The following is a 20,428-nucleotide window of genomic DNA, read 5'->3' on the forward strand; positions in this document are numbered from 1 at the left end:
CGGTCAGCCGAGGCCGGTCAGCCAGTCGTGGACGGCGAGCGCGGTGGTGCGGGCGTGCTCCTCCAGTACGGTGAAGTGGTCGCCGGGCACGGTGACTTCGGCGTGCGGCAGGGCCCAGGCCGGGGCCGGTCCGGTGCCGGGCAGCAGGTCCCGGGCCCGCACGAACAGGGTCGGGAAGCCGGGCCGCGCGGGTGTCCAGCCGGCGAACAGCTGGAAGTACCCGGCCATGGCGGTGAGCCGGCCGGTGTCCGCCGGGGCGTGTCCGGCCGCCCGGCGCAGCATGTCCGAGGTCATCGCGGAGAGCGCCCCGGCACGCTCGCCGTCGTCGCTCGGATAGGTGTCCACCAGCACCACCGCCACCGGCGCCGGGCCCTCGGCCGCCAGCCGCTCGGCCACCGCCTGCGCCACCCAGCCACCGGCCGAGCGCCCCAGCAGCACCGGCGGCCCGCCGTCCGCGATCGCCCGGACGGCCGCCGCCTGCGCGGTGACCAGGGCGTCCAGGGTGGCCGGCAGCGCCTCACCGGGCCCGAACCCCGGGTGCCGTACCGCCAGGACCGGCCGAAGACCGCGCAGCCCGGCGCCCAGACGCGCGTACTCCTGGGGCCCGGAGAGCGCGCTGAGCGCGGGGAAGCAGATCACCCGGGGCCCCGCGCCGCCCGTCGCGAGGGCGACCGGGGCGGGCGTCCCGCCGACCGGTCCGGCACCGTCGAAGACCGCCCGGAGGCGCGCGGCGACGGTGAGCAGCACCATGCCGTCCCAGATCCTTCCCCGGGCACAGGCGGTACGGAAGAGGGCGCCCAGGGAGTCCGGAGCACCCCCGGCGGCTCCGGCGCCCCCGGCGTCTTGGGCGTTCCCCGCTCCCGGCCCGCCCGGGGCCGCCGCCGGAACGGCCGGGGAGGCGACCGGCGGGCCCGGGGGAGTGCCCGTCCGGTCGGGGGCCGCAGCCGTACGGTCGCCGGTGTCCGTACGGCCGGGACCGGGGCCGGGGCCGGGATCCGTCCGGTCGGGGACGCCGGGGCCCGTCCGGCCGGGGGCGGGGGGCCCTGCCGCCTCCCGGGTGTACCGCTCCGCCAGCTCGGTGGCGACCGCGCGGGGCGTCGGGAAGTCGAACAGCAGCGTGGCGGGCAGCGCCAGCCCGGTCGCCGCCGACAGCCGGTTGCGCAGCTCGACCGCGGCCAGTGAGTCGAGCCCCAGATCCGCCAGCGGATCGTCGGCGTCGATCGTGTCCCTCGCGTCGGCCCCCTCCGGGTGACCGAGCACCAGGGCCGCCAGCGCCCGGACCTCGGTGAGCAGCAACCCGTCGCGCTCGCCCGGGGAGGCGGCCGCCAGCCGGCTCCCGAGCGCGGCGCCATCGCCCCGGCCGGCGGCGGCAGTCCGGGGCGGTGCCGTCGCCGGGTCGGCACTCGCCGACGCCTCCGGGTCGAAGCGGGCGGCCACCAGCACCGGATCGCCGGCGGCCACGGCGGCGTCGAAGAGGGCCAGGCCCTCGTCCGCGCCGAGCGGGACGAACCCGGAGCGGGCCATCCGCCGCAGGTCCGCCCGGTCGAGGTGCGCCGTCATGCCGCCCTCCTGCCGCCAGGGGCCCCAGGCGATCGACGTACCGGGCAGTCCGAGACGGCTCCGGTGCCGGGCCAGGGCGTCCAGCACGCAGTTGGCCGCCGCGTAACCCGCCTGGCCAGCGGAGCCGAGGACCCCGGCCACCGAGGAGAACAGGACGAACATCGCCGGCTCGCCACGCTCCTGGGTGAGGTGGTGCAGGGCGAGTGCGGCGTCCGCCTTGGGCCGCAGCACCCGGTCCAGCCGGCCGGCGGTGAGCGCCGGGACGATCCCGTCGTCCAGCACGCCCGCCGCGTGCACCACTCCGGTCAGTGGATGGGCCGCCGGCACCGTGTCGAGCAGCGCGCCGAGCGCCGCCGGGTCCCCGACGTCACAGGCACGTACGGTCACCTCGGCGCCCGACGCCTCCAGTGCGGCGACGAGTCCGGCCGCGCCCGGGGCGTCCGGCCCGCGCCGCCCGGCGAGCAGCAGGTGCCGTACCCCGTGGGCCGTGACCAGGTGCCGCGCCACCAGCGCGCCCAGCGAACCGGTGCCGCCGGTGACCAGGACGGTGCCTTCGGGGTCGAGCCGCCGCCGTGGCCGGGCCTCCGCCGGTGCCCCGGCCACCCGGACCAGCCTCGGTGCGTACGCCGTCCCCCGCCGTACGGCCGTCTCCGGCCCCGGGTCCGCCGCCAGCAGCGCGGGCAGGGCCCGAAGGGAGTCGGGGTGGTCGTCCAGGTCGATCAGGGCGAAACGGCCCGGATTCTCCCGCAGCGCCGACCGGACCAGCCCCCACACCGGGGCATGAGCCGGTACCGGACCCGGCCCCGTACCGACGCCGTTCACCTCGCCCTCCCTGCCCCCGTCGTCGTCCGGGGGAACGGCGCCGGAGGTGACCAGGACCAGCCGGGAGCCCGCGAGGCGCGGCTCGTCGAGCCACTCCCGCACCAGCTCCAGCGCCCAGCCCGCCGCCCGCCGCACCTCCGAGGCGTCCTCGGTGGCCCCGGCCGCGCCGGACGACGGCGAACGCGGGGCGACCGGAAGCGGGGCGACCACCAGGGCCGGCCCTCCGCCGCCCGCCGTGGCCGCGCCGGCCGCGCCCGCCGGATCGGCGTGGACCGGGACACCGGAGCCCCCGGGCGCCAGCACATCCACCAGTCGGCCACCCCTGGCACCCACAACCGCCCAGCCGGTCGGGGCCCTGGGCGCGGGCGGTGCCGGCAGCGCCACCCACTCCACCCGGTGCAGGCTCCCCGCGACCGGGTCCGCCGTACCGGACCCGGACCCGAACGCGGTACGGGACAGCGACCGGAGCGCCAGCGAACGGACCGTGGCCACCGGCGCGCCCGTCTCGTCGGCCAGCTCCACCCCGGCGCGCCCGTCCGGTCCGGGAGCGATCCGCACCCGCAACCGCCGTGCGCCGACGGCGTGCCGGCGCACCCCGCCGAAGGCGAACGGCAGGGACACCGCCGCGCCGCCGCCCGCCCGCCCTCCCGCCGCGCTGAGCCCGTCGAGCGCCAGCACCTGCAACGCCGCGTCCAGCAGCGCGGGATGCAGACCGAACCCCGGCCCTCCCGGACCGGCGGGCGCCCCCGCGGTCCCGCCGAGCGGCGCCCCGGCGGCCTCCGGCAGCGCGACCTCGGCGTACAGCTCCTCCCCGAGCCGCCAGGCGGCACGCAACCCCCGGAAGGCGGGGCCGTAGCGCAACCCGCCCCCGGCCAGCCGCTCGTACGGGCCGCCGCCGGGCTCCCCGGCGGCCACCGGCACCGCGTCCGGCGGCGGCCAGGGCGCGCCCCCGCCGCCGAGCGCGGCCGCCCCCCGGTCCGGTGCCGCCTCCGGCGCGAGGGTCCCGGAGGCGTGCGGGCGCCAGGGCCCCTGCCCCTCCGGCGGGTACGGCCGGGCGTGGCAGAGCAGGGCCCGCCGGCCCGTGTCGTCCGGACCCGCCACCTTCAGCTGCACCTCGACCGTGCCGTCCGGCGGCAGCACGAGCGGGGCGGTGAGGGTGAGTTCGTCCAGTACCGGGCTGCCCGCCCGCTCGCCGGCGTACAGGGCCATCTCGACCAACGCGGTCGCGGGCAGCAGCACCGCCCCCGCCACCTCGTGGTCGGCCAGCCAGGGTTGCTCGCGCACCGAGACCCGCCCGGTCAGCAACAGCCCCCCGTCGTCGGCCGTCGGGGTGGCGGACCACAGGAACGGATGGCCCGGGGCCTCCGGCGGGGCCGCCACCCGGGGCCCCTGGGGGGCGTCCAGCCAGTACCGGCGGCGCTGGAAGGCGTACGTGGGCAGCGGCACACGCCGGCCGCCGCGCCCGGCGAAGACGGCCGGCCAGTCGACGGGCGCGCCGTTCGCGTACAGCGCGGCCACCGTGCCGAGCAGGGCCTCCGGCTCCGGCCCGCTGCCGCGCAGGGTCGGCAGGACCAGCGGTTCGGGCCGGGCGCCGTCGGAAGTCCCGTCCGGGTCAGGGGCCGTGGGAGCCGGCCGGGGCGCGGCGAGACAGCTCCGGGCGAGCCCGGTGAGCACCGCGTCCGGACCCAGCTCCACGAAGTGTCCCGCGCCCCGCTCGCGGAGGTGGGCGACCGTGTCCGCGAAACGCACCGGTCGGCGTACCTGGTCCACCCAGAACCCCGGTGCGCACAGCTCCTCGTCGGTGGCCACCCGGCCGGACACGGCGGACACCAGAGGGACGCGGGGCGCGGAGAAGGAGAGCCCGCGCACCACCTCGGAGAACGCGGAGAGCATGGGTTCCATCCGGGCGGAGTGGAAGGCATGGCTGACCCGCAGCGGCACCGTGGACCGACCCTGCTCCCGGAAGTGCGCGACGACCTGCCGCACCGCCGTCTCGTCCCCCGAAACCACCACCACGGCCGGCCCGTTGACGGCGGCGATCTCCACCATCCCGTCCATCCCCTCCGCGGCGGCGAGCCGGGCGGACACCTCCTCCGCGGTGGCCTCGACGGCGGCCATGGCGCCGCCCGGCGGCAGCGCGTCCATCAGCCGGCTCCGGGCGGCCACCAGGGTGCAGGCGTCCGCGAGAGTCAGCACTCCGGCCGCATGCGCCGCGGTCACCTCGCCCAGCGAGTTCCCCGCCACCAGCTCCGGCCGCAGACCCCAGGCTTCGAACTGCCGGAAGAGAGCCGTCTCCAGGGCGAAGAGCGCCGGCTGCGCGTACCGGGTGGCGGTCAGCGACGCGCCCGCCACCGCATCGGCCCCGTCCCCGCGGGCGAACATCACCTCCCGCAGAGGCACCGGCAGCAGCGGGTCGAGCAGCGCGCAGGTCTCGTCCAACGACGTGGCGAACGCCGGGTGCTGAGCCCGTGACTCGTACAACTCGCTTCCCATGCCGGGACACTGGCTGCCCTGACCGGTGAAGAGGAGGGCCAGCGGCCCGCGTCGGCGGGTCGTGCCCGTCCCCACACCGGGCCCCTCCCCGCCCTCCGCCACCGCCCGCAGCGAGTCGAGCAGCCGTGTACGGTCCCGGGCCACCAGCACGGCCCGGTGCTCGAAGGCCGCTCGGGTGGTGGCGAGGGACCAGCCGATGTCCACCGGTGCCACGTCCGGACGGGCGGCCACCTGGTCGTACAGCCGCCGGGCCTGGGCCCGCAGCGCCGCCCCGGTGCGCCCCGACACCGGAAAGGCCACCGGCCCGGGAGAATCCACGGGCGCGGGCTGCGACGTCGACACGGACGCCGGCGCCGGCACCGGCATCGGCCCCGGAGACTCCGAGGCCACCGGCTCCGCCCCCGCCCCCGGTGCGTCCCCGGGGGCCGGAGACGCCTCCGCCGGGGCCTCTTCGAGCACCACATGGGCATTGGTGCCGCTGATGCCGAAGGAGGAGACTCCCGCCCGGCGCGGACGGCCCGTCCGCCCCGCCCCCGGCCACTCCACCGCCCGGTGCAACAGCGCCACGCGGCCCGACGACCAGTCGACCCGGGGCGTCGGCTCATCGGCGTGCAGCGTGCGTGGCAGCATCCCGTGGGCCAGCGCCTGCACCGTCTTGATCACGCCCGCCACTCCCGCGGCGGCCTGGGTGTGACCGATGTTCGACTTGACCGAGCCCAGCCAGAGCGGACGCTCCCGCGCCTCCCGCCCATAGGTCGCCAGAAACGCCTCCGCCTCGATGACATCGCCCAGCCGGGTGCCGGTACCGTGTGCCTCCACCGCGTCGATGTCCCCGGGCGCCAGCCCCGCGTCGGCCAGCGCCGCCCGGATCACCCGCCGCTGCGCCGGCCCGTGCGGCGCGGTCAGCCCATTGCTCGCGCCGTCCTGGTTCACCGCCGAGCCGCGCACCACGGCCAGCACCGGAAGCCCGGCCCGGCGCGCCTCCGAGAGCCGGCCCAGCAGCAGCATTCCGGCGCCCTCGGACCAGCCCGTACCGTCGGCGGCGGCGCCGAACGCCTTGCAGCGGCCGTCCGGGGCCAGCGCCCGCTGCCTGCTGAACTCCACGAACGACGCGGGCGCGGACATCACCGTCACCCCGCCGGCCAGCGCGAGGGAGCACTCGCCCCGGCGCAGCGCCTGGACCGCCAGATGCAATGCCACCAGGGAGGAGGAACACGCCGTGTCCACCGTGAGCGCCGGGCCCTCAAGACCGAAGGTGTACGAGATGCGGCCCGAGGCGACACTGCCCGCGTTGCCGATGCCGAGGTACCCCTCCACATGGCCGGGCGTCTCCTTCAGCCGGCTCGCGTAGTCGCTGTACATCAGCCCGGCGTACACGCCGGTCGCGGAGCCCCGTAGGGCGCGGGGGTCGAGACCGGCGCGCTCCACGGCCTCCCAGGCCACTTCGAGCAGCAGCCGGTGCTGCGGGTCCATGGCCGGGGCCTCCCGGTGCGAGATGCCGAAGAAGCCCGGGTCGAAGCGGTCCACCCCGGTGAGGAAGCCGCCCTCGCGGACATAGGTGCGGCCCGGTCGCCCGGGGTCCGGGTCGTACAGCGCCTCGGTGTCCCACCCCCGGTCGGCGGGGAACGGGCCGATGGCGTCGGTGCCGTCCGCCACCAGCCGCCACAGTTCCTCGGGCGAGGTCACGCCCCCGGGATAGCGGCAGGCCATCCCCACGATCACCACCGGGTCGTCCCCGGGCCGGGCCGCGTCCCGGTGCGCGGGCCCGGCACCGGCCGGGTCGGTGCCGCCCCGTGAGCGCAGATGCGCGGCGAGCGCGGCGGCGGTGGGGAAGTCGAAGGCGACGGCCTCGGAGAGCGGCAGCCCGGTCGCCGCCGCCAGCCGCTCCCGCAGGGCGGTGGCGGCCAGCGAGTCCATCCCGAGGTCCCGGAGCGCGGTCCCGGGCTCCACCTCTTCCGCCGCGCGGCCCAGCACCGCCGCCGCCTCGCGCCGGACCAGGTCCAGCAGTTCTCCCGGTGGTTCGCCGGCCGTGCCCGTGCCCGTGCCCGCCTCCCGCCGGGGGTATGTCTCCCGCCGGGGGTGTGCCTCCGCCAGGGGGTGCGCGGGCAGCCCGGCGAGCGCGGGCCGCCGGATCTTCCCGGAGGCGGTACGGGGGATGCCCGCCACCCGGTACAGCTCGGCGGGCACCTTGAACGCGGACAGCTCCGCCCGGCAGCCGGCGAGCAGCCGCCCCCGGTCGAGCGCCTCGCCCGGCGCGGCCACCACATAGCCGACCGGCACCTCCCCGAAGACGGGATGGGGCCGTCCGGCCACGGCGGCGTCCGCCACCCCGGGCAGCCGCCGCAGTACCTCCTCCACCTCCGAGGGATGGACGTTCGTCCCACCCCGGACGATCAGTTCACTCACCCGACCGGTGATCGTCACCTCCCCGGAGGCGTCGATCCTGGCCAGGTCTCCGGTCCGGAACCAGCCGTCGCGCAGCACTTCGGCGGTGGCCTCCGGTCTGCCGTGGTAGCCGGGCGTCACCCCGGGCCCGCTGACCCACAACTCGCCCTCGCCGGTGGCCCGTCCGTCCGCGCCGCCGCCGACCCGGACCCGGGTGCCGGGCAGTACCCGGCCGCAGGAACCGGCCGACGGTCCGCTGTCGGGCGCCGGCATGGTGACCGGGCCCAACTCGGTGCTGCCGTAGTGCTCCAGATAGGGGACGCGGCAGCTCGCCTCGAAGGCCGCCCGGAAGCCGGGCCCCGCCGAGGCCCCACCGCTGACGCACCCGCGCAGCGCGACCGTACCCAGGCCCCGGTCGCCCGGCTCCTCCCGGACCGCCGCGAGCAGCGCGGAGCAGGTGGTCGGCACCCCGCCCAGCAGGGTGAACGGGTCCTCCGGGCGCCGGAGTTCCGCCAGCGTCCCGGCCACCGAGAACCGGGGCAGGAGCCGCGCGCTCGCCCCGGTCACGGTCACCCCGAGCACGCAGACCACCTGGCTCATGGCGTGGTGGAGCGGCAACGGCCAGAGCAGCCGGTCCCGTTCGGACATGCCGAGCACGCCGACCAGCCCGGCCACGACGTTCGAGAGCCGGTTGCGCTGGGTGGACCGTACGCCCTTGGGGACGCCGGAGGACCCGGAGGTGTAGAGCAGCCAGGCCACCTCGTCCAGACCGAGGTCGTCACGCGCCGGCACCCCCGGCTCCGTACCCACCAACTCCTCGTACGCCAGAGCCCCGTGGCATCTGTCGGCCCCGTCGGGCTCCTCGGCCCCTCCGAGTCCGTCGGCTCCCTCGGGCCCGTCGGCTCCCCCGGGTCCGTCGGCGTCCGCCCCGTCCCCCTCGGGTCCGTCGGCCCCGCCGGTCCCGTCCCGGTCTGGGTCTGTCCCGCCCCCGTCGGTCCGGCCGGCCCCCGTGGTGTCCGCCCCGCCCCCGGTCTCGTCCGCCACCAGTACGGTGAGACGCCCCGGGCGGGCCGGCAGCGCACTCAGCCGCGCCAGACCGGCCCGGTCGGTGACGAGCACCCGCGCCCCGCAGTCGTCCAGCAGCCGGAACAGCTCGGCCCCGGGACTCCCGGCGTCCAGCGGTACGCCCACCCCGCTCGCCCGGACGACGGCGAGCAGGCTCTCGACCGCCTCGACCCGGTTGCCCAGCAGCAGGGCCACCCGGTCGCCCCGCCCCAGACCTCGCGCCACCAGCTGACCGGCCAGCCGCCGGGTCCGCGACTCCAGCTCCCGATAGGTGAGCCGGGTGCGGTGGTCCTGGAAGGCGACCTTGTCCCCGAGGGTCCGGGCGTGCTCCCGGAGCGACTCCGGCAGCGGCCGGATCGTGCGCGCGTCTGTTGCCATCCGCCCGAACCCTCCAGTGGGGAACCGTGGTTGAGGATGAGGATGGTGGCACGACCCGGTGGATTCTCCTCCCGCGCCACGCGTACGGCTCCGGGGCGGGCGTACGGCTCCGAGGGCGCACGGGAGCACCGCCCGGCGCCCGGGCGGCGCGTACCGGGCAGGCCGTGCGCCGGGGCCGAGGCGGCGGTCAGCGCTGCGGGGAGGAACGTACGACGATCTCGTTGACATCCACGTCGGCGGGCTGCGACAGGGCGTGGGAGGCCGCGGCGGCGACGGCGTCCGGCTCGATGGCGTGGGCCCGGTAGGCGCGCATGGCCGCACGGGCGCCCGGCTCGGTGAGGGTGTCGGCCGGCTCCGAGGTGACCACGCCGGGGGAGACGGTGGTCACCCGGACCGACGGGTCCGCCTCCTGCCGCAGGCCTTCCGGGCGGGCCCAGGCGGCGTACTTGGTGCCCGGGTAGACGGCGCGGGTGGGCACCACCTGATGCGCGCCGATGCTCGCGACCGTGACGAAGTGACCGGAGCCCCGCGCCCGGAAGTAGGGGAGGACGGCGGCGACGGCGTACAGCAGTCCGCGTACATTGACGTCGATCATCAGGTCCCACTCGTCCACCAGCAGGGAGCCCAGCCGGGAGAGCGGCATGACACCGGCGTTGGCGACCAGCACATCGACCCGCCCGTACCGCTCCCGCGCGCCGTCGACGAAGGCCCGGACGCCGGCGGGGTCGATCACGTCCAGCCGCACCGGCTCCACACCGCCGCCGGAGCGGCCGGCGGCCCCGGCGGTGCGTTCCGCCAGCTCCCGCAGCCGGTCGGTGCGCCGGGCCCCGGCGACCACCTGATGGCCCTCGCCGGCCGGCCGGGTGGCGACGGCCGCCCCGATTCCGCTGCTCGCCCCGGTGCCCCGTACGACCTTCCGGCCGCCGCCGGGCCCCGCTTCGGACGGTGAGGCGCTCATCCGGGGTCGCCCCGGGGGGTCTCGCGGATGTGTTCCCGGGTGTTCTCCTGTGCGTTCGTGTCCCCCACCCTGGAGCGCGCCGGGATGCCCGGGAAGGTCGTGCCGTCCCCGGGTGCCGCGCACCCGGGGACGGCGCCGGCGGGCCGGGCCGGGTGGTCAGCCGCCCACGGCGCTGGTGCGGAAGGTGTCGCCGCACACCTCCGGGGCGTCGGTCCGCAGGGTGAGAGCGTCCTTCAGGCCGGGCGGGTAGACCTTGAGCAGCGCCGGCTTCTCCCAGCAACCGCCGTCGTCCATCCCCTTGTTGTGGGTGTGCAGAGTGAATCCGGTGCTCTTGCCGGGCGCCAGGGTCCGTGTGCCGTGCGAGGCTCCCTCCCGGTCGGCGGGTTTGCCGATGACGCTGCCGTCCTTGCGCAGCAGCGAGACGCCCGGGAAGCCGCCGAGCGTGCAGGAGGAGGCACCCTTGTTGGTGAGTCGCACCGTGTAGTGGATCTGCCCGGCCCCCGGGTCGGCGTCGCTGAGGGAGATGCCCAGGTCGGCGGCGCGGCACAGGCCACTCGCCGTCCCGCCCGGTCCCCGGCCCGCCCCCGCGCCCTTCGAAGCCGGCGCCGGACCGGTCGCCGACGAGTCCGGGGCCGCGGCGGTGGGCGCCCCGGCGTCCGTCCCGGGCAGGCCGGGGGAGTGGGGGCTGCCGGGAGAGGAGGCCGCTGCCGCCGGCGCGCCCTGGCCGGAGGCCGGATCAGCGCAGCCCGCCGCCGTGAGCGCCAGCACGCCGACGCAGACCGGGACCAGCCCCGCGCGCGGCAGCCGGTTCCGCCGGGGGCGCGGAGCGCGCGGCTCCGGAACAACCGGCGTCATGAGTTCAGAAGCTTTCTCTTGATTCCTCATAGAGCTGCTTCTGCTCGCCCGCACGGCTGCTGAACATCCTCTCGCGCTCTTGGATCAGACCGGATCCGTGAGCCGAGGCCGGGGCTGTGGGGCGCCGGGAACCCCGTACGCGGCACGATCAGTGTTCACGAGTCCCCGGCACCTCCGGCGCGGTGGGGATCGCGCAACCCGAACGCGGCTCTCGCGCGACACGGGATTCCCGAGTGATTGCGGTATACAACTCCTGCGCCATAGGCTTCCGCCGGCCAATCGCAGGTGGCAAGCACCTTTCGGAGGTGGATTGCATGACCAGGGTCCGCGTGCACAACTTCAATATCTCCCTCGACGGATACGGCGCGGGAGAAACGATCACGCTCGACGCACCCATCGGGGGCGCCGAGAGGCTGTTCGCGCGCTTCGACGGACGGGTCATCCACGGCGTGGACGCCGTGGATGACCCGATCACCCTCGATCGCGCGCTCACGAGCATCTGGGGCCAGGGCATCGGGGCCGAGATCATGGGCCGGGGCAAGTTCGGTCCGCAGACCGGCGACTGGGCCGACGACGACTGGCGGGGCTGGTGGGGTGACGCGCCCCCCTTCCGTACGCCCGTGGTGGTGCTCACCCACCACCCACGTGACCCGATCTCCTTCGGCAACGGGACGAGCTTCCACTTTCTCGACGCCACACCCGAGGACGCCCTCGCATACGCCCGGGGCCTCACCGATGGCGGGGACATTCGGATCGGCGGCGGCCCCTCCACCGTCCGCCAGTTTCTGGCAGCCGGCCTCATCGACTTCATGCACCTGGTCACCGTGCCCATCACCCTCGGCACCGGGGTCTCGATGTGGGAGGGGCTCACCGATGTCCAAGAGGGCTTCAGTATCGAGTCGGTGACCTCGGCCAGCGGCCTCACACACCACCTCTGGAATCGAACCGGCGCCGACTGAGGCGGCCGTTTCCGAGGCGTGGGCAAGAGGGGCGGCGGACCGGCCCCGGTACTCCGGCCGTACGGCCGGAGGGGGCCGCCGGCATGTGTCCGGACACGCCGGAACGCGCCCGGTGAGCGGCCGGGCGCGTTCCTGGGACGGGCGGGGTGTCGGCCGGGTGTCAGGAGGCGGCGCGGGCCGCCGCCGGGGCGAAACCGTTCCGCCACAGCTGGTCGACCCTGGCCCGCTCCCGGGAGTCGGGCTGGGCGTTGGTGCACGAAGTGCCCGGCCCGTGGCCGGACATCAGCTCACTGCACGGCCCCGTGTAGTGGTCCGGCAGCCCGAGGACATGGCCGGTCTCATGGGCGACCACCCGGGTCGCGTCGTACTCCTGGGTCTGCTTGAGGTCGAGGAAGATGTAACCGCGGCCGTGGCCGTCGGTGCTGGCGTACGAACCGCGCGAATCGTTGCCCTGGCGGTAGGTGAAGTCCGACGTGCGGCCCTCCTGGAGCTTCACATTGCTCACCGAGCTGTTCCAGATCTGCGTGGAACGAGCGATCTGCGAGCGGAAGTTGGGCGCGCTCGTCAGCGAGTAGGTGACGGTGACGGCGGCGGCGCCCGGGTTGGCGGCGCGCTTCGCGGCGACCGACCTCATCACCGCGTCGAAGAACGCCTTGCTGTCCTTGGCCTCTTGCGGCGAACCGGCGTACCCGCTGTACCCGCTGGACCCGGCGTACCCGGTGTGACCGGCGTGCGCGGCCCGGGCGGTGACGGGACCGGTGGTCGCGGTCGCGGTGGCGGTGGGGACGGCCACCAGAGCGGCCGCGGCGAGAGCTGCGGCCAGGGCGGACTTGGGGTGTTTCATGGGGGGATCTCCTTCATCCGGAACGGCTGGGGAAGGCCGTTCGGTTGGAGAGTGTTGAGGGCTCGCCGCGGCCATGGATAATCCCAAGGACCGATAGGACGAGAGCATCCCCCCTCGGCAGGGCGCGCCGCGGCCCCTCGGCGGTCACCCGGCGGAGCGCCCGGGCCCGCCGCCCTCCCCGGCCGGGGCCGGACGGCCGCCGCCGAACGCCGCCTCCACGAAACACTGCTGGTACGCCGCTTCCGCACCCTGGCGCAGCGCGCGGTCCAGCGCCTCCGGGGACGGCGGGGCCGCCCGGGACCAGCCGTCCCGCAGCAGCGAGACGACGAACCCGGCCAGGAAGGCGTCGCCGCAGCCCATGGTGTCGGCCACCGCTCGCGGACCGACCACCGGGCGGGCCGGGGCGGCGACGGTGCTCAGCCCGTCGTACGCCACGGCCCCGGCGAGTCCCCGGGTGGCCAGCGCCAGGCCCGCGCCCCGGCGCACGGCCTCCGCCAGCAGCGCCCGGGTGGCGGGCTCGTCCAGCCGGGAGCAGGAGAGCAGCACCAGATCGGCGTGCGGGCAGATCCGGTCCAGGTACTCCGGGGTCCGGTACTCGTCCTCGTCGGAGAGGTCGAAGCTCACCAGCGGCCCCGCCCCGGCGAGCCGGGGCAACTGGCTCTCGGTGCGGGAGTAGACGCTGGAGTGGACGAGCGAGAAGGAGGCCGCGTACGCCAGCAGCCCGGCGTCCAGCTCCAGCGGTTCGCGTACGGTGACCCCGCCGCCGTTGTAGTCGAGGAAGACCCGGTCGCCGTCCCGCACCTCCAGGGTGGAGACCCCGCTCTCGCCGTGCCGCACCACGCTGCGTTCCAGGGCGACGCCCTGGGCCGCCACGGCCGAACGCAGAAAGGAGCCGAGGCCGTCGTCGCCGAACACCCCCAGATAGGCGGCGTCCGCGCCGAGGCGCCGGGCGTGGACGGCGACATTGACACAGTTGCCGCCGGGGTAGTCGGTGCCGCGGTCGAGGAACCGGTCGACCACATTGTCACCGAAGCCGAGGACTCTCATTTCGGGGAATCTCCTGGGAGCGCGCGTCCGTGCCGGTGCCGGTGGGAGCACCGGCGCGGACGGAGGGGGGGGTGGGGAGCCGATGGCCCCGCGTGCCCCCGGCCCTTCGGGGGCCGGGAACACACGAGGCGCCCGCACGGGGGCCGTGCCCGGGTCAGTAGTCCATGACGCGGTAGTAGCGGCGCAGGTCGAGGGAGTGGTCCCGCACGCGCTCCAGATGCTTGCTCACCCGGTCCATCACGGTGTCGAGCACCAGCGGCGAGAGCAGCCCCCGGAACTCGGGGCTGATACCGGTCAGCGGGTAGGCGCGGGTGTCGAAGACCGAGACGTCCTTGGAGATCCGCTTGGCGAACGCCTCGGCGCGGTCCGTGAGCGGCCGGGTCTCGTCCTCGCCCTGGAAGACGATGACACTGGTGCCCTCCTCCACCAGCTCCAGCGAACCGTGGAAGAACTCCGCGCTGTGCACCCGGGTGGTGCGCAGCCACTGCATCTCCTCCAGGATGCACATGGAGTAGAGGTAGGTGAATCCCCACAGGTTCCCGCCGCCGATGAGGAAGTGGTAGTCGGTGTCCTTGTGCGCCTCCGCGAAGGCCGCCGCCACCGGCTCGGCCTGCTGGGCCACCTCCACCAGCACCCGGGGCAGCACGGCCAGTTCGTCCGCCAGCCGCTCATAGCCGGTGAACTCACCGCGCCGGGCCAGCCACCGGCCCAGGAACAGCAGCAACTGGACGTCGAACGGCCAGGCCTTGGGCGCCGAGATCAGCGCGGTGTCCACCCCTCGCGCCACCGGCGAGTCCGGGTGACCGGTGAAGCCGACGGTGTGGGCACCCCGGGACGCGCAGTACTCGATGGCGCGGAGGCTGTCCTCGGTGGTGCCGGAGACGGAGGTGAAGACGGCGGCGGTGTGCTCCCCGAGCAGGGCGTCGCCGGAGACGACCAGTTCGGCGGCGACGGCCGCCCGCACGGGCAGCCGGGAGGTGCGGCGGGCCAGGTGTTCGTACGGCCACATCTGGGCGTACGTCCCACCGGCGCCGACGAGCAGGACGTTGTCGTACCCCTCGTCCACCAGGCGGTCGACCAGCTCCTCGATCCCGGGGCGCAGGGCGATCAGGCTTTCCGTCTGGGTGACGAACTCGGTTTCATCGAACGAGAGCACAGTGATGTCTTCCTTCAGCGGTTCAGCGGTTCAGCGGTTCAGCGGTCGGTGGTTCGGTGGTTCGGCGGTTCGGCGGTCGGTGGTTGAGGTGTTCAGGCGTCCGGGATTCCGGGAACGCACGAAGTCATGGATCCGGCGGTGAGCGGCGCGGGGGTTCACACGGCACGGTGCCGGGCCAGCAGCACATTGGCGCCGGCGATGAGCAGGCCGCCCAGGAAGATGAGCGTGCCCATCACATTGACCTGAGGGGGCACTCCGGTACGGCTGGCGCTGTAGACCCAGAGCGGAAAGGTGACGGTGCGACCCGCGTTGAAGCTGGTGATCACGTAGTCGTCCACCGAGAGCGCGAAGCAGAGCAGGGCGCCCGAGGCCACACCGGGCAACAGCATCGGCAGGGTGACCAGCCGGAACGCCGTCCACGGCCCGGCGCCCAGATCCCGGGCCGCCTCCTCCAGTGTGGGGTCGTACCCCGCCATCCGGGCCCGTACGGTGATGGCGACGTACGGGACGCAGAAGGCCACATGGGCGACGACCACCGTGCCGTAACCACGCGGCACGCCGAGGACGATGAAGAGCGACAGCAGCGCCGCGCCCAGGGCGATCTCCGGCGCCGCGATGGCCGCGAAGAGCAGCAGGTCCACCGAGCCCCGGCCCCGGAACCGGTAGCGCCCCAGGGCGAGACCGATCGGGGTGCCCAGCAGGGTGGCCGCCACCGCCACCACCAGCGCGATGGTGAGGCTGTTGACCAGCGCGTCGGTGAGATTGGGGATGGCGAAGAGATGCTCGTACCAGGTCAGGGTGAAGCCCTGCCAGGTAAAGTTCACCTTGCCCTTGATGTCGTTGAAGCCGAACAGGATCATCACCGCGATCGGCAGCAGCAGCCAGGCCATCACCAGCCAGGTGTAGAGCCGCAGTCCGGGCCGGCGGCGCGCTTTCCGGCGCCGCTGCCCGGCGACCGGGACCGGCGGGGCGGTCGCCGGGGTGGCGGGGGTGGTCATCGCGCGGTCACCTCCAGCACGTCCTCGGTGCCGAGCGCCCGGGCGTAGACGAAGACGGCGATCAGCAGGGTGCCCATGAGCGCGAACGACAGCGCGGCGGCACCCGGGTAGTCGAGATTGGTGAAGTACTCGGTCTGGATGATGTTGCCGATCATGGTGGTGGAGGGGCCGCCCAGGATGCCCGCGTTCACATAGTCGGCGGAGGCGGGAACGAAGGTGAGCAGCACCCCGGCGAAGACCCCGGGCAGCGACAGTGGCAGCACCACCCGTACGAACGCCGCGAGCCGGCCGGCGTACAGATCGGTGGCCGCCTCGATCAGCTTGGGGTCCACCCGTTCCAGGGCCACGTACACGGGCAGCACCATGAACGGCAGGAAGTTGTACGTGAGTCCGCCGATCACCGCGTACGCCGTGGCCAGCACATGGAAGTCGTCCGGCAGCAGGCCCAGGTGCTTCAGCGGCCCCAGCACCACGCCGTTGTCGGCGAGGACCACGTTCCAGGACTGGGTGCGGATGACGAAGGAGACGAAGAACGGCAGCAGAAGCAGAAAGAGGAACACCGACTTGTGCCGCCCGGCGCGGAACGCGATCCAGTAGGCTACCGGATAGCCGATCAGCAGGCAGCAGACGGTGGCGGCGGCGCCGTACAGCAGCGACCTGAGCAGCTGCACATGGTAGGTCCCGACCGCGTCCGCGTAGGTACGGAAGTGGAAGGTCTGCCGGAAGCCGTCGATGAAGTCACCGGTCTGGAGCGAGAGCGACAGCATCACCAGCACCGGGGTGATGAAGAAGGCGGCCAGCCACAACCACCCCGGCAGCACCATCAGATACGGCGCGAGTGCGGCCACCGGACGGCGCCGCCGCCCCGGCGCGCCCGCCCCCTTCGCTTCCTTCACCCCCCTCACTCCCCGCGGCCCCTCTGATCCCTGCGGTCCCTCCGGCCGGTCCGGGTCCTTCACGGGAGACAGCCGCCTCACGCCTGGTAGATCGGTTCGAACAGTGCGTTCCACTGCTTCTCCTCCGCTTGGTCGAGCACCCGCAGGCGGCGCAGCTTGGATTCGTCGGCCTCGCTCGGGAAGACCAGCGGGCTGGTGCTCAGCGACCTCAGCACCGCCCGCCGCTCCCCGGTGGCGGCGGCCGCGTCCCGGGCGATGACGTCCCGGGCGGCGGGGACGGGGCAGATGAACTGCACCGTCTCGGTGATCTTCGCGGCGACCTCGGGCCGGTAGGCGTAGTCCATATAGGCGAGGGCGTCCACGGGGTGGGCGGCGGTGGCCGGGATGCAGAGATTGTCGGTCCAGAGCAGTCCGCCCTCCTCCGGGATGACGAACTCCAGTTTCGAACCGCTCTGGTTGGCCTGGAACACATCGCCGGAGTAGACCAGCGAGGCCCAGAGGTCACCGCGCTGGAGCGCGGACTGATAGGTGGCGGTGGAGTACGAGCGGACCATGCCCGCGTCGCGCTGTTTGCGCAGCCAGCCGGCGGCCCGCCGCCAGTCGTCGGGCGTGGAGGTCTCCGGATCGGCGCCCACGGCCAGCAGGGCGACATTGCCCATCTGTACCGCGTCGTTCCACATCCCGACCTTGCCGCGCAGCCCGGGGTCGAGCAGGTCCTGCCAACTGGTGATCTTCCGCCCGACCTTGGCCGGGTCGTAGCCGATCCCGGTCATCCCGGACTGCCACGGCACGGTGTGGACATTGCCCCGGTCGAAGGAACTGTTCTTGAAGGCGGCCCCGCCGTACCGGGCGAAGTTCGGCAGCCGGGAGTGGTCCAGCGGCGCGAGACAGCCCAGCTCGATGTACTTGGTGAGATAGCTGTCGCTGCCGACGACCATCAGGTCGTAGCCGATGCCCTGGCCGGAGGCGAACTCCGGCTGGGTCTTGCCGAACCAGGAGGCGTCGTCGTCGATCAGCTCGTTGTAGGTGATCCGGATGCCGGTGGACCGGGTGAACGCCTCCAGGGTGGGATGGCGGCTCTGGTCGGCGGGATCGGCGTCGATGTACTGGGTGTAGTTGGCGAAGTCGAGCTTCCCGGTCTTCCGCTTGCCGTCCCAGAAGTCCCGTACGGCGGCGGCGACTTCAGCAGCTCCGGTGGGGACGTGCTTGCGGGCCCCGGGGACGGAACAGGCGGCGAGCGGGGCCAGCGCGGCGGCACCGACCGCGGCGCGCAACAGCCCGCGCCGGGAAGGGCGGCCGGGGGTCGGCCCGCGCCACCGGGGAGTGTCGGGGAGGACCGGGCCGCGCGGCGGGGGAGTGCCGGCACCGGGGGAGAGAGGCAGGGGCATGGCGGTCGACCTGTCGTCAGCGCGGGATGAGGGCGGCGTCGGAGTCCGGGCCGGGTGCGGGGAGCGGGGCGGCCGAGGGGGCCGGGGCCAGCGGGTAGGAGTGGGCGGTGGCCCAGGAGAGCCACACCGTGTCGCCCCGCCCTGGTGTGACGGTCGCGGTGCCGTCATTGGGCTGGAACACGGTCATCTCCGCACCGGCCGCGGTACGCACCGTGTAGCTGCTGGAGGTGCCGAGGTAGACCACCTCCTCGACGGTGCCCCGCACCCGGCTGGCGTGCCCGGTCGGTGGTGTGGCCGTCAGGGTGATCTTCTCCGGCCGTACGGTGAGTTCGACCGGCGAGCCGGCCGTGGCGCCGTCCGGCAGCGGGAGGGTCACCCGCTGGCCGTCGCCGAGATCCAGGGTCCCGGTGTCCGGCCCGGCGGTGGCCAGCCGCCCGGAGAGCACGTTGGACGTGCCGATGAACCCGGCGACGAAGGCGGTGGCGGGCCGCTCGTACACCTCCCGGGGCGACCCGACCTGCTCCACCAGACCACCGTTCAGCACCGCGATCCGGTCGGACATGGTGAGCGCCTCGGCCTGGTCGTGGGTGACGTAGACGAAGGTGATGCCCACCTCCCGCTGGATGCGCTTGAGTTCGAGCTGCATGGACTGGCGCAGCTTGAGGTCGAGCGCGCCGAGCGGTTCGTCCAGCAGCAGCGCCCGGGGGCGGTTGACCAGGGCCCGGGCGAGGGCCACCCGCTGCTGCTGCCCGCCGGAGAGCTGCCGGGGCCGGCGGTCGGCCTTGTCCGCCAGCTCCACGGTGTGCAGCATCCGGTCGACCCGGTCGTGGACCTCGTCCTTCGGCACCCGCCGGCGGCGCAACCCGAACGCCACGTTGTCCGCGACGCTGAGGTGCGGGAAGAGCGCGTACGACTGGAAGACCAGATTGATGTCCCGCTTGTTGGGCGGTACGCCCACCACGTCCCGGCCGTGCAGCAGGATCTGCCCGCCGGTCGGCTCCTCGAAGCCGGCGATCATGCGCAGGGTGGTGGTCTTGCCACAGCCGGACGGGCCGAGCAGCGAGAAGAACTCCCCCTGCCCGATGGTCAGGTTCACCCCGCGCACGGCGGCCCCGTCCCGGGCGCCGCCGTAGTCCTTGACCACGTCGACCAGGGTGATGGCGGGGTCCCGGCCGGGCGCCGGACCGGGGGAGCGGGGCGGTGGCGCGGCGGGGGTGTCGGTTGCCATCCGTGGTACCTCCGGAGTGGATGCGGAGCCCCGGGCCCGCGCCGTACACACCCGGGCATGAGCCGGGCGTACGGAAGGAGACCGGGAGGGGAGCGGGCAGAACACAACAACTGCGGCAGCAGTGAGCGCGGCGGTGTCGGCGCGGCGTCATCGGTGGTGATTGATAACGTTACCAACGGGTCGTACTGTACCCACGCCGTTCCGCCAGCCGTCAATGGTTGAATGCCAGGAGTTTCCCTCCAGCCCACCGACCCGACCCGGAGCAGCCGCCCATGGAGCACCCCGCACGACCGGCCCGCCGCGTGACCATCCCGGACGTCGCCCGGCACGCCGGGGTCGGTCAGGCCACCGCGGCCCGGGTCCTCGGCGGCTACGGCTCCGCCAGCGCCGCCACCCGGGAACGCGTCCTGGCCGCCGCCGCCGAGCTCGGCTACAGCACCAACGCGGTGGCCCGCAGCATGGTCAGCGGTCGTACCCACACCCTCGGCGTGGTCGTCGCGGACGTGGAGAACGCCTACTTCGCCCGCGCGGTACGGGGCATCACCGACGTGGCGGCCAAGGCCGGTCTCCAGGTCGTCCTCGCCAACACGGACGAGGACGCCGAGAAGGAGCGGGCGGCGGTCCAGCTGTTCGTCGAGCGCCGGGTGGACGGCCTGGTGGTCACCCCGGCCGGCGCCGACCACGCCCACCTGGACCGGGCCGTGGCCGCCGGCATCCCGGTCGTCCTGCTCGACCGCGCCCTCGGCGGCGCCGCGCTCGACAGCGTGGTGGTCGACAACCGGGGCGCCGCCCAGGCCGCCGTGACCCGGCTGACCGACCAGGGACACAGCCGGATCGCCGTCATCACCTCCGCCTCACCCGCCACCCCGGCCGACGACGCCGCCGACCTCGCGGCCGGTGCGGACATCTGGACCACCACCGAGCGTCTCACCGGCTACCGCCAGGCCCTCCGCGCCGCGGGCATCCCGCGCGGCGCCGAAGTCATCCGCCACACCGGCTACGAGCGCTCCCGCGCCCACTCGGCCGTGCTGCGCCTGATGACCGCCCCCGACCGCCCCACCGCCGTCTTCACCACCGACAACGTGGCCACCCTCGGCGCCCTGGACGCCCTCCGTGACCTGGACGCCCGCATCCCCGGCGACGTCTCGGTCATCGGCTTCGACGACGCCGAGTGGGCCACCCTCATCCGCCCCCGCCTCACCGTCGTCAGCCAGCCGGTCCAGGAGCTGGGCAACCTGGCGGCCGACATCCTGGTCCGCCGCATCGAAGGCTCCACCGCCCGCCCCCGCCGCCACACCCTGCGCACCACCTACATCACCCGCGAGTCCACCGCCCCCCCCCCCCCCCCCCCCCCCCCCCCCCCCCCCCCCCCCCCCCCCCCCCCCCCCCCCCCCCC

The 20,428-nt window shown here is 74.7% G+C and carries 12 protein-coding genes; 2 read left to right on the top strand and 10 right to left on the bottom strand.

Annotated features, from left to right (window positions below; translation table 11 throughout):
- Positions 1 to 3: 3 nt before the first annotated feature.
- From NX801_RS09035 to NX801_RS09045, 3 genes are all read right to left on the bottom strand, one after another.
- The gene (locus NX801_RS09035) at positions 4 to 8,703 is read right to left on the bottom strand and encodes a type I polyketide synthase (protein WP_258786696.1); all 8,700 of its coding nucleotides are present in this window, start codon (positions 8,701 to 8,703) and stop codon (positions 4 to 6) included.
- Positions 8,704 to 8,890: 187 nt separating this feature from the next.
- On the bottom strand, positions 8,891 to 9,661 hold the full coding sequence (locus NX801_RS09040; RefSeq protein WP_258786697.1) for an SDR family oxidoreductase: 771 nt from the start codon (positions 9,659 to 9,661) through the stop codon (positions 8,891 to 8,893).
- A gap of 156 nt (positions 9,662 to 9,817) precedes the next feature.
- Entirely contained in the window at positions 9,818 to 10,516 is a 699-nt protein-coding gene (locus tag NX801_RS09045; protein WP_258786699.1) for a DUF4232 domain-containing protein, read from the bottom strand.
- 314 nt (positions 10,517 to 10,830) lie between these two features.
- Between NX801_RS09045 and NX801_RS09050 the strand changes: the two genes are divergently transcribed.
- A complete protein-coding gene (locus NX801_RS09050; RefSeq protein WP_258786702.1) occupies positions 10,831 to 11,475 on the top strand; it encodes a dihydrofolate reductase family protein in 645 nt (214 codons plus the stop codon).
- Between the two features lie 160 nt (positions 11,476 to 11,635).
- Here the strand turns inward: NX801_RS09050 and snpA are convergent, their stop codons facing one another.
- The 7 genes from snpA to NX801_RS09085 all read right to left on the bottom strand — a co-directional run bounded on the left by snpA (position 11,636) and on the right by NX801_RS09085 (position 19,032).
- The gene (gene snpA, locus NX801_RS09055) at positions 11,636 to 12,319 is read right to left on the bottom strand and encodes a snapalysin (RefSeq protein WP_258786703.1); all 684 of its coding nucleotides are present in this window, start codon (positions 12,317 to 12,319) and stop codon (positions 11,636 to 11,638) included.
- Between the two features lie 144 nt (positions 12,320 to 12,463).
- Entirely contained in the window at positions 12,464 to 13,366 is a 903-nt protein-coding gene (locus tag NX801_RS09060) for a PfkB family carbohydrate kinase (protein WP_258786704.1), read from the bottom strand.
- A 154-nt stretch (positions 13,367 to 13,520) separates the two neighbouring features.
- Positions 13,521 to 14,522: an SIS domain-containing protein gene (locus tag NX801_RS09065; RefSeq protein ID WP_258786705.1), complete on the bottom strand. Its 1,002-nt coding sequence runs from the start codon at positions 14,520 to 14,522 to the stop codon at positions 13,521 to 13,523.
- A 155-nt stretch (positions 14,523 to 14,677) separates the two neighbouring features.
- Positions 14,678 to 15,520, bottom strand: a complete 843-nt coding sequence (locus NX801_RS09070; protein ID WP_258786706.1) for an ABC transporter permease — start codon at positions 15,518 to 15,520, stop codon at positions 14,678 to 14,680.
- Positions 15,517 to 16,344, bottom strand: a complete 828-nt coding sequence (locus NX801_RS09075) for an ABC transporter permease (RefSeq protein WP_428986107.1) — start codon at positions 16,342 to 16,344, stop codon at positions 15,517 to 15,519. Before NX801_RS09075 ends, NX801_RS09070 begins: the two co-directional genes overlap by 4 nt.
- A gap of 149 nt (positions 16,345 to 16,493) precedes the next feature.
- Positions 16,494 to 17,690, bottom strand: a complete 1,197-nt coding sequence (locus tag NX801_RS09080) for a polyamine ABC transporter substrate-binding protein (RefSeq protein WP_258786710.1) — start codon at positions 17,688 to 17,690, stop codon at positions 16,494 to 16,496.
- A 130-nt stretch (positions 17,691 to 17,820) separates the two neighbouring features.
- Complete coding sequence (locus NX801_RS09085) at positions 17,821 to 19,032, bottom strand: ABC transporter ATP-binding protein (RefSeq protein ID WP_258786711.1); 1,212 nt, start codon at positions 19,030 to 19,032, stop codon at positions 17,821 to 17,823.
- 272 nt (positions 19,033 to 19,304) lie between these two features.
- On the opposite strand from NX801_RS09085, the gene NX801_RS09090 reads away from it, so the two are divergent.
- Positions 19,305 to 20,428 (top strand): LacI family DNA-binding transcriptional regulator (locus NX801_RS09090; RefSeq protein ID WP_258786712.1); only part of this gene is annotated, 1,124 nt, incomplete at its 3' end.

Origin of the sequence: Streptomyces pyxinae, from assembly GCF_024756275.1 — a bacterium.
GTDB lineage: Bacteria > Actinomycetota > Actinomycetes > Streptomycetales > Streptomycetaceae > Streptomyces > Streptomyces pyxinae.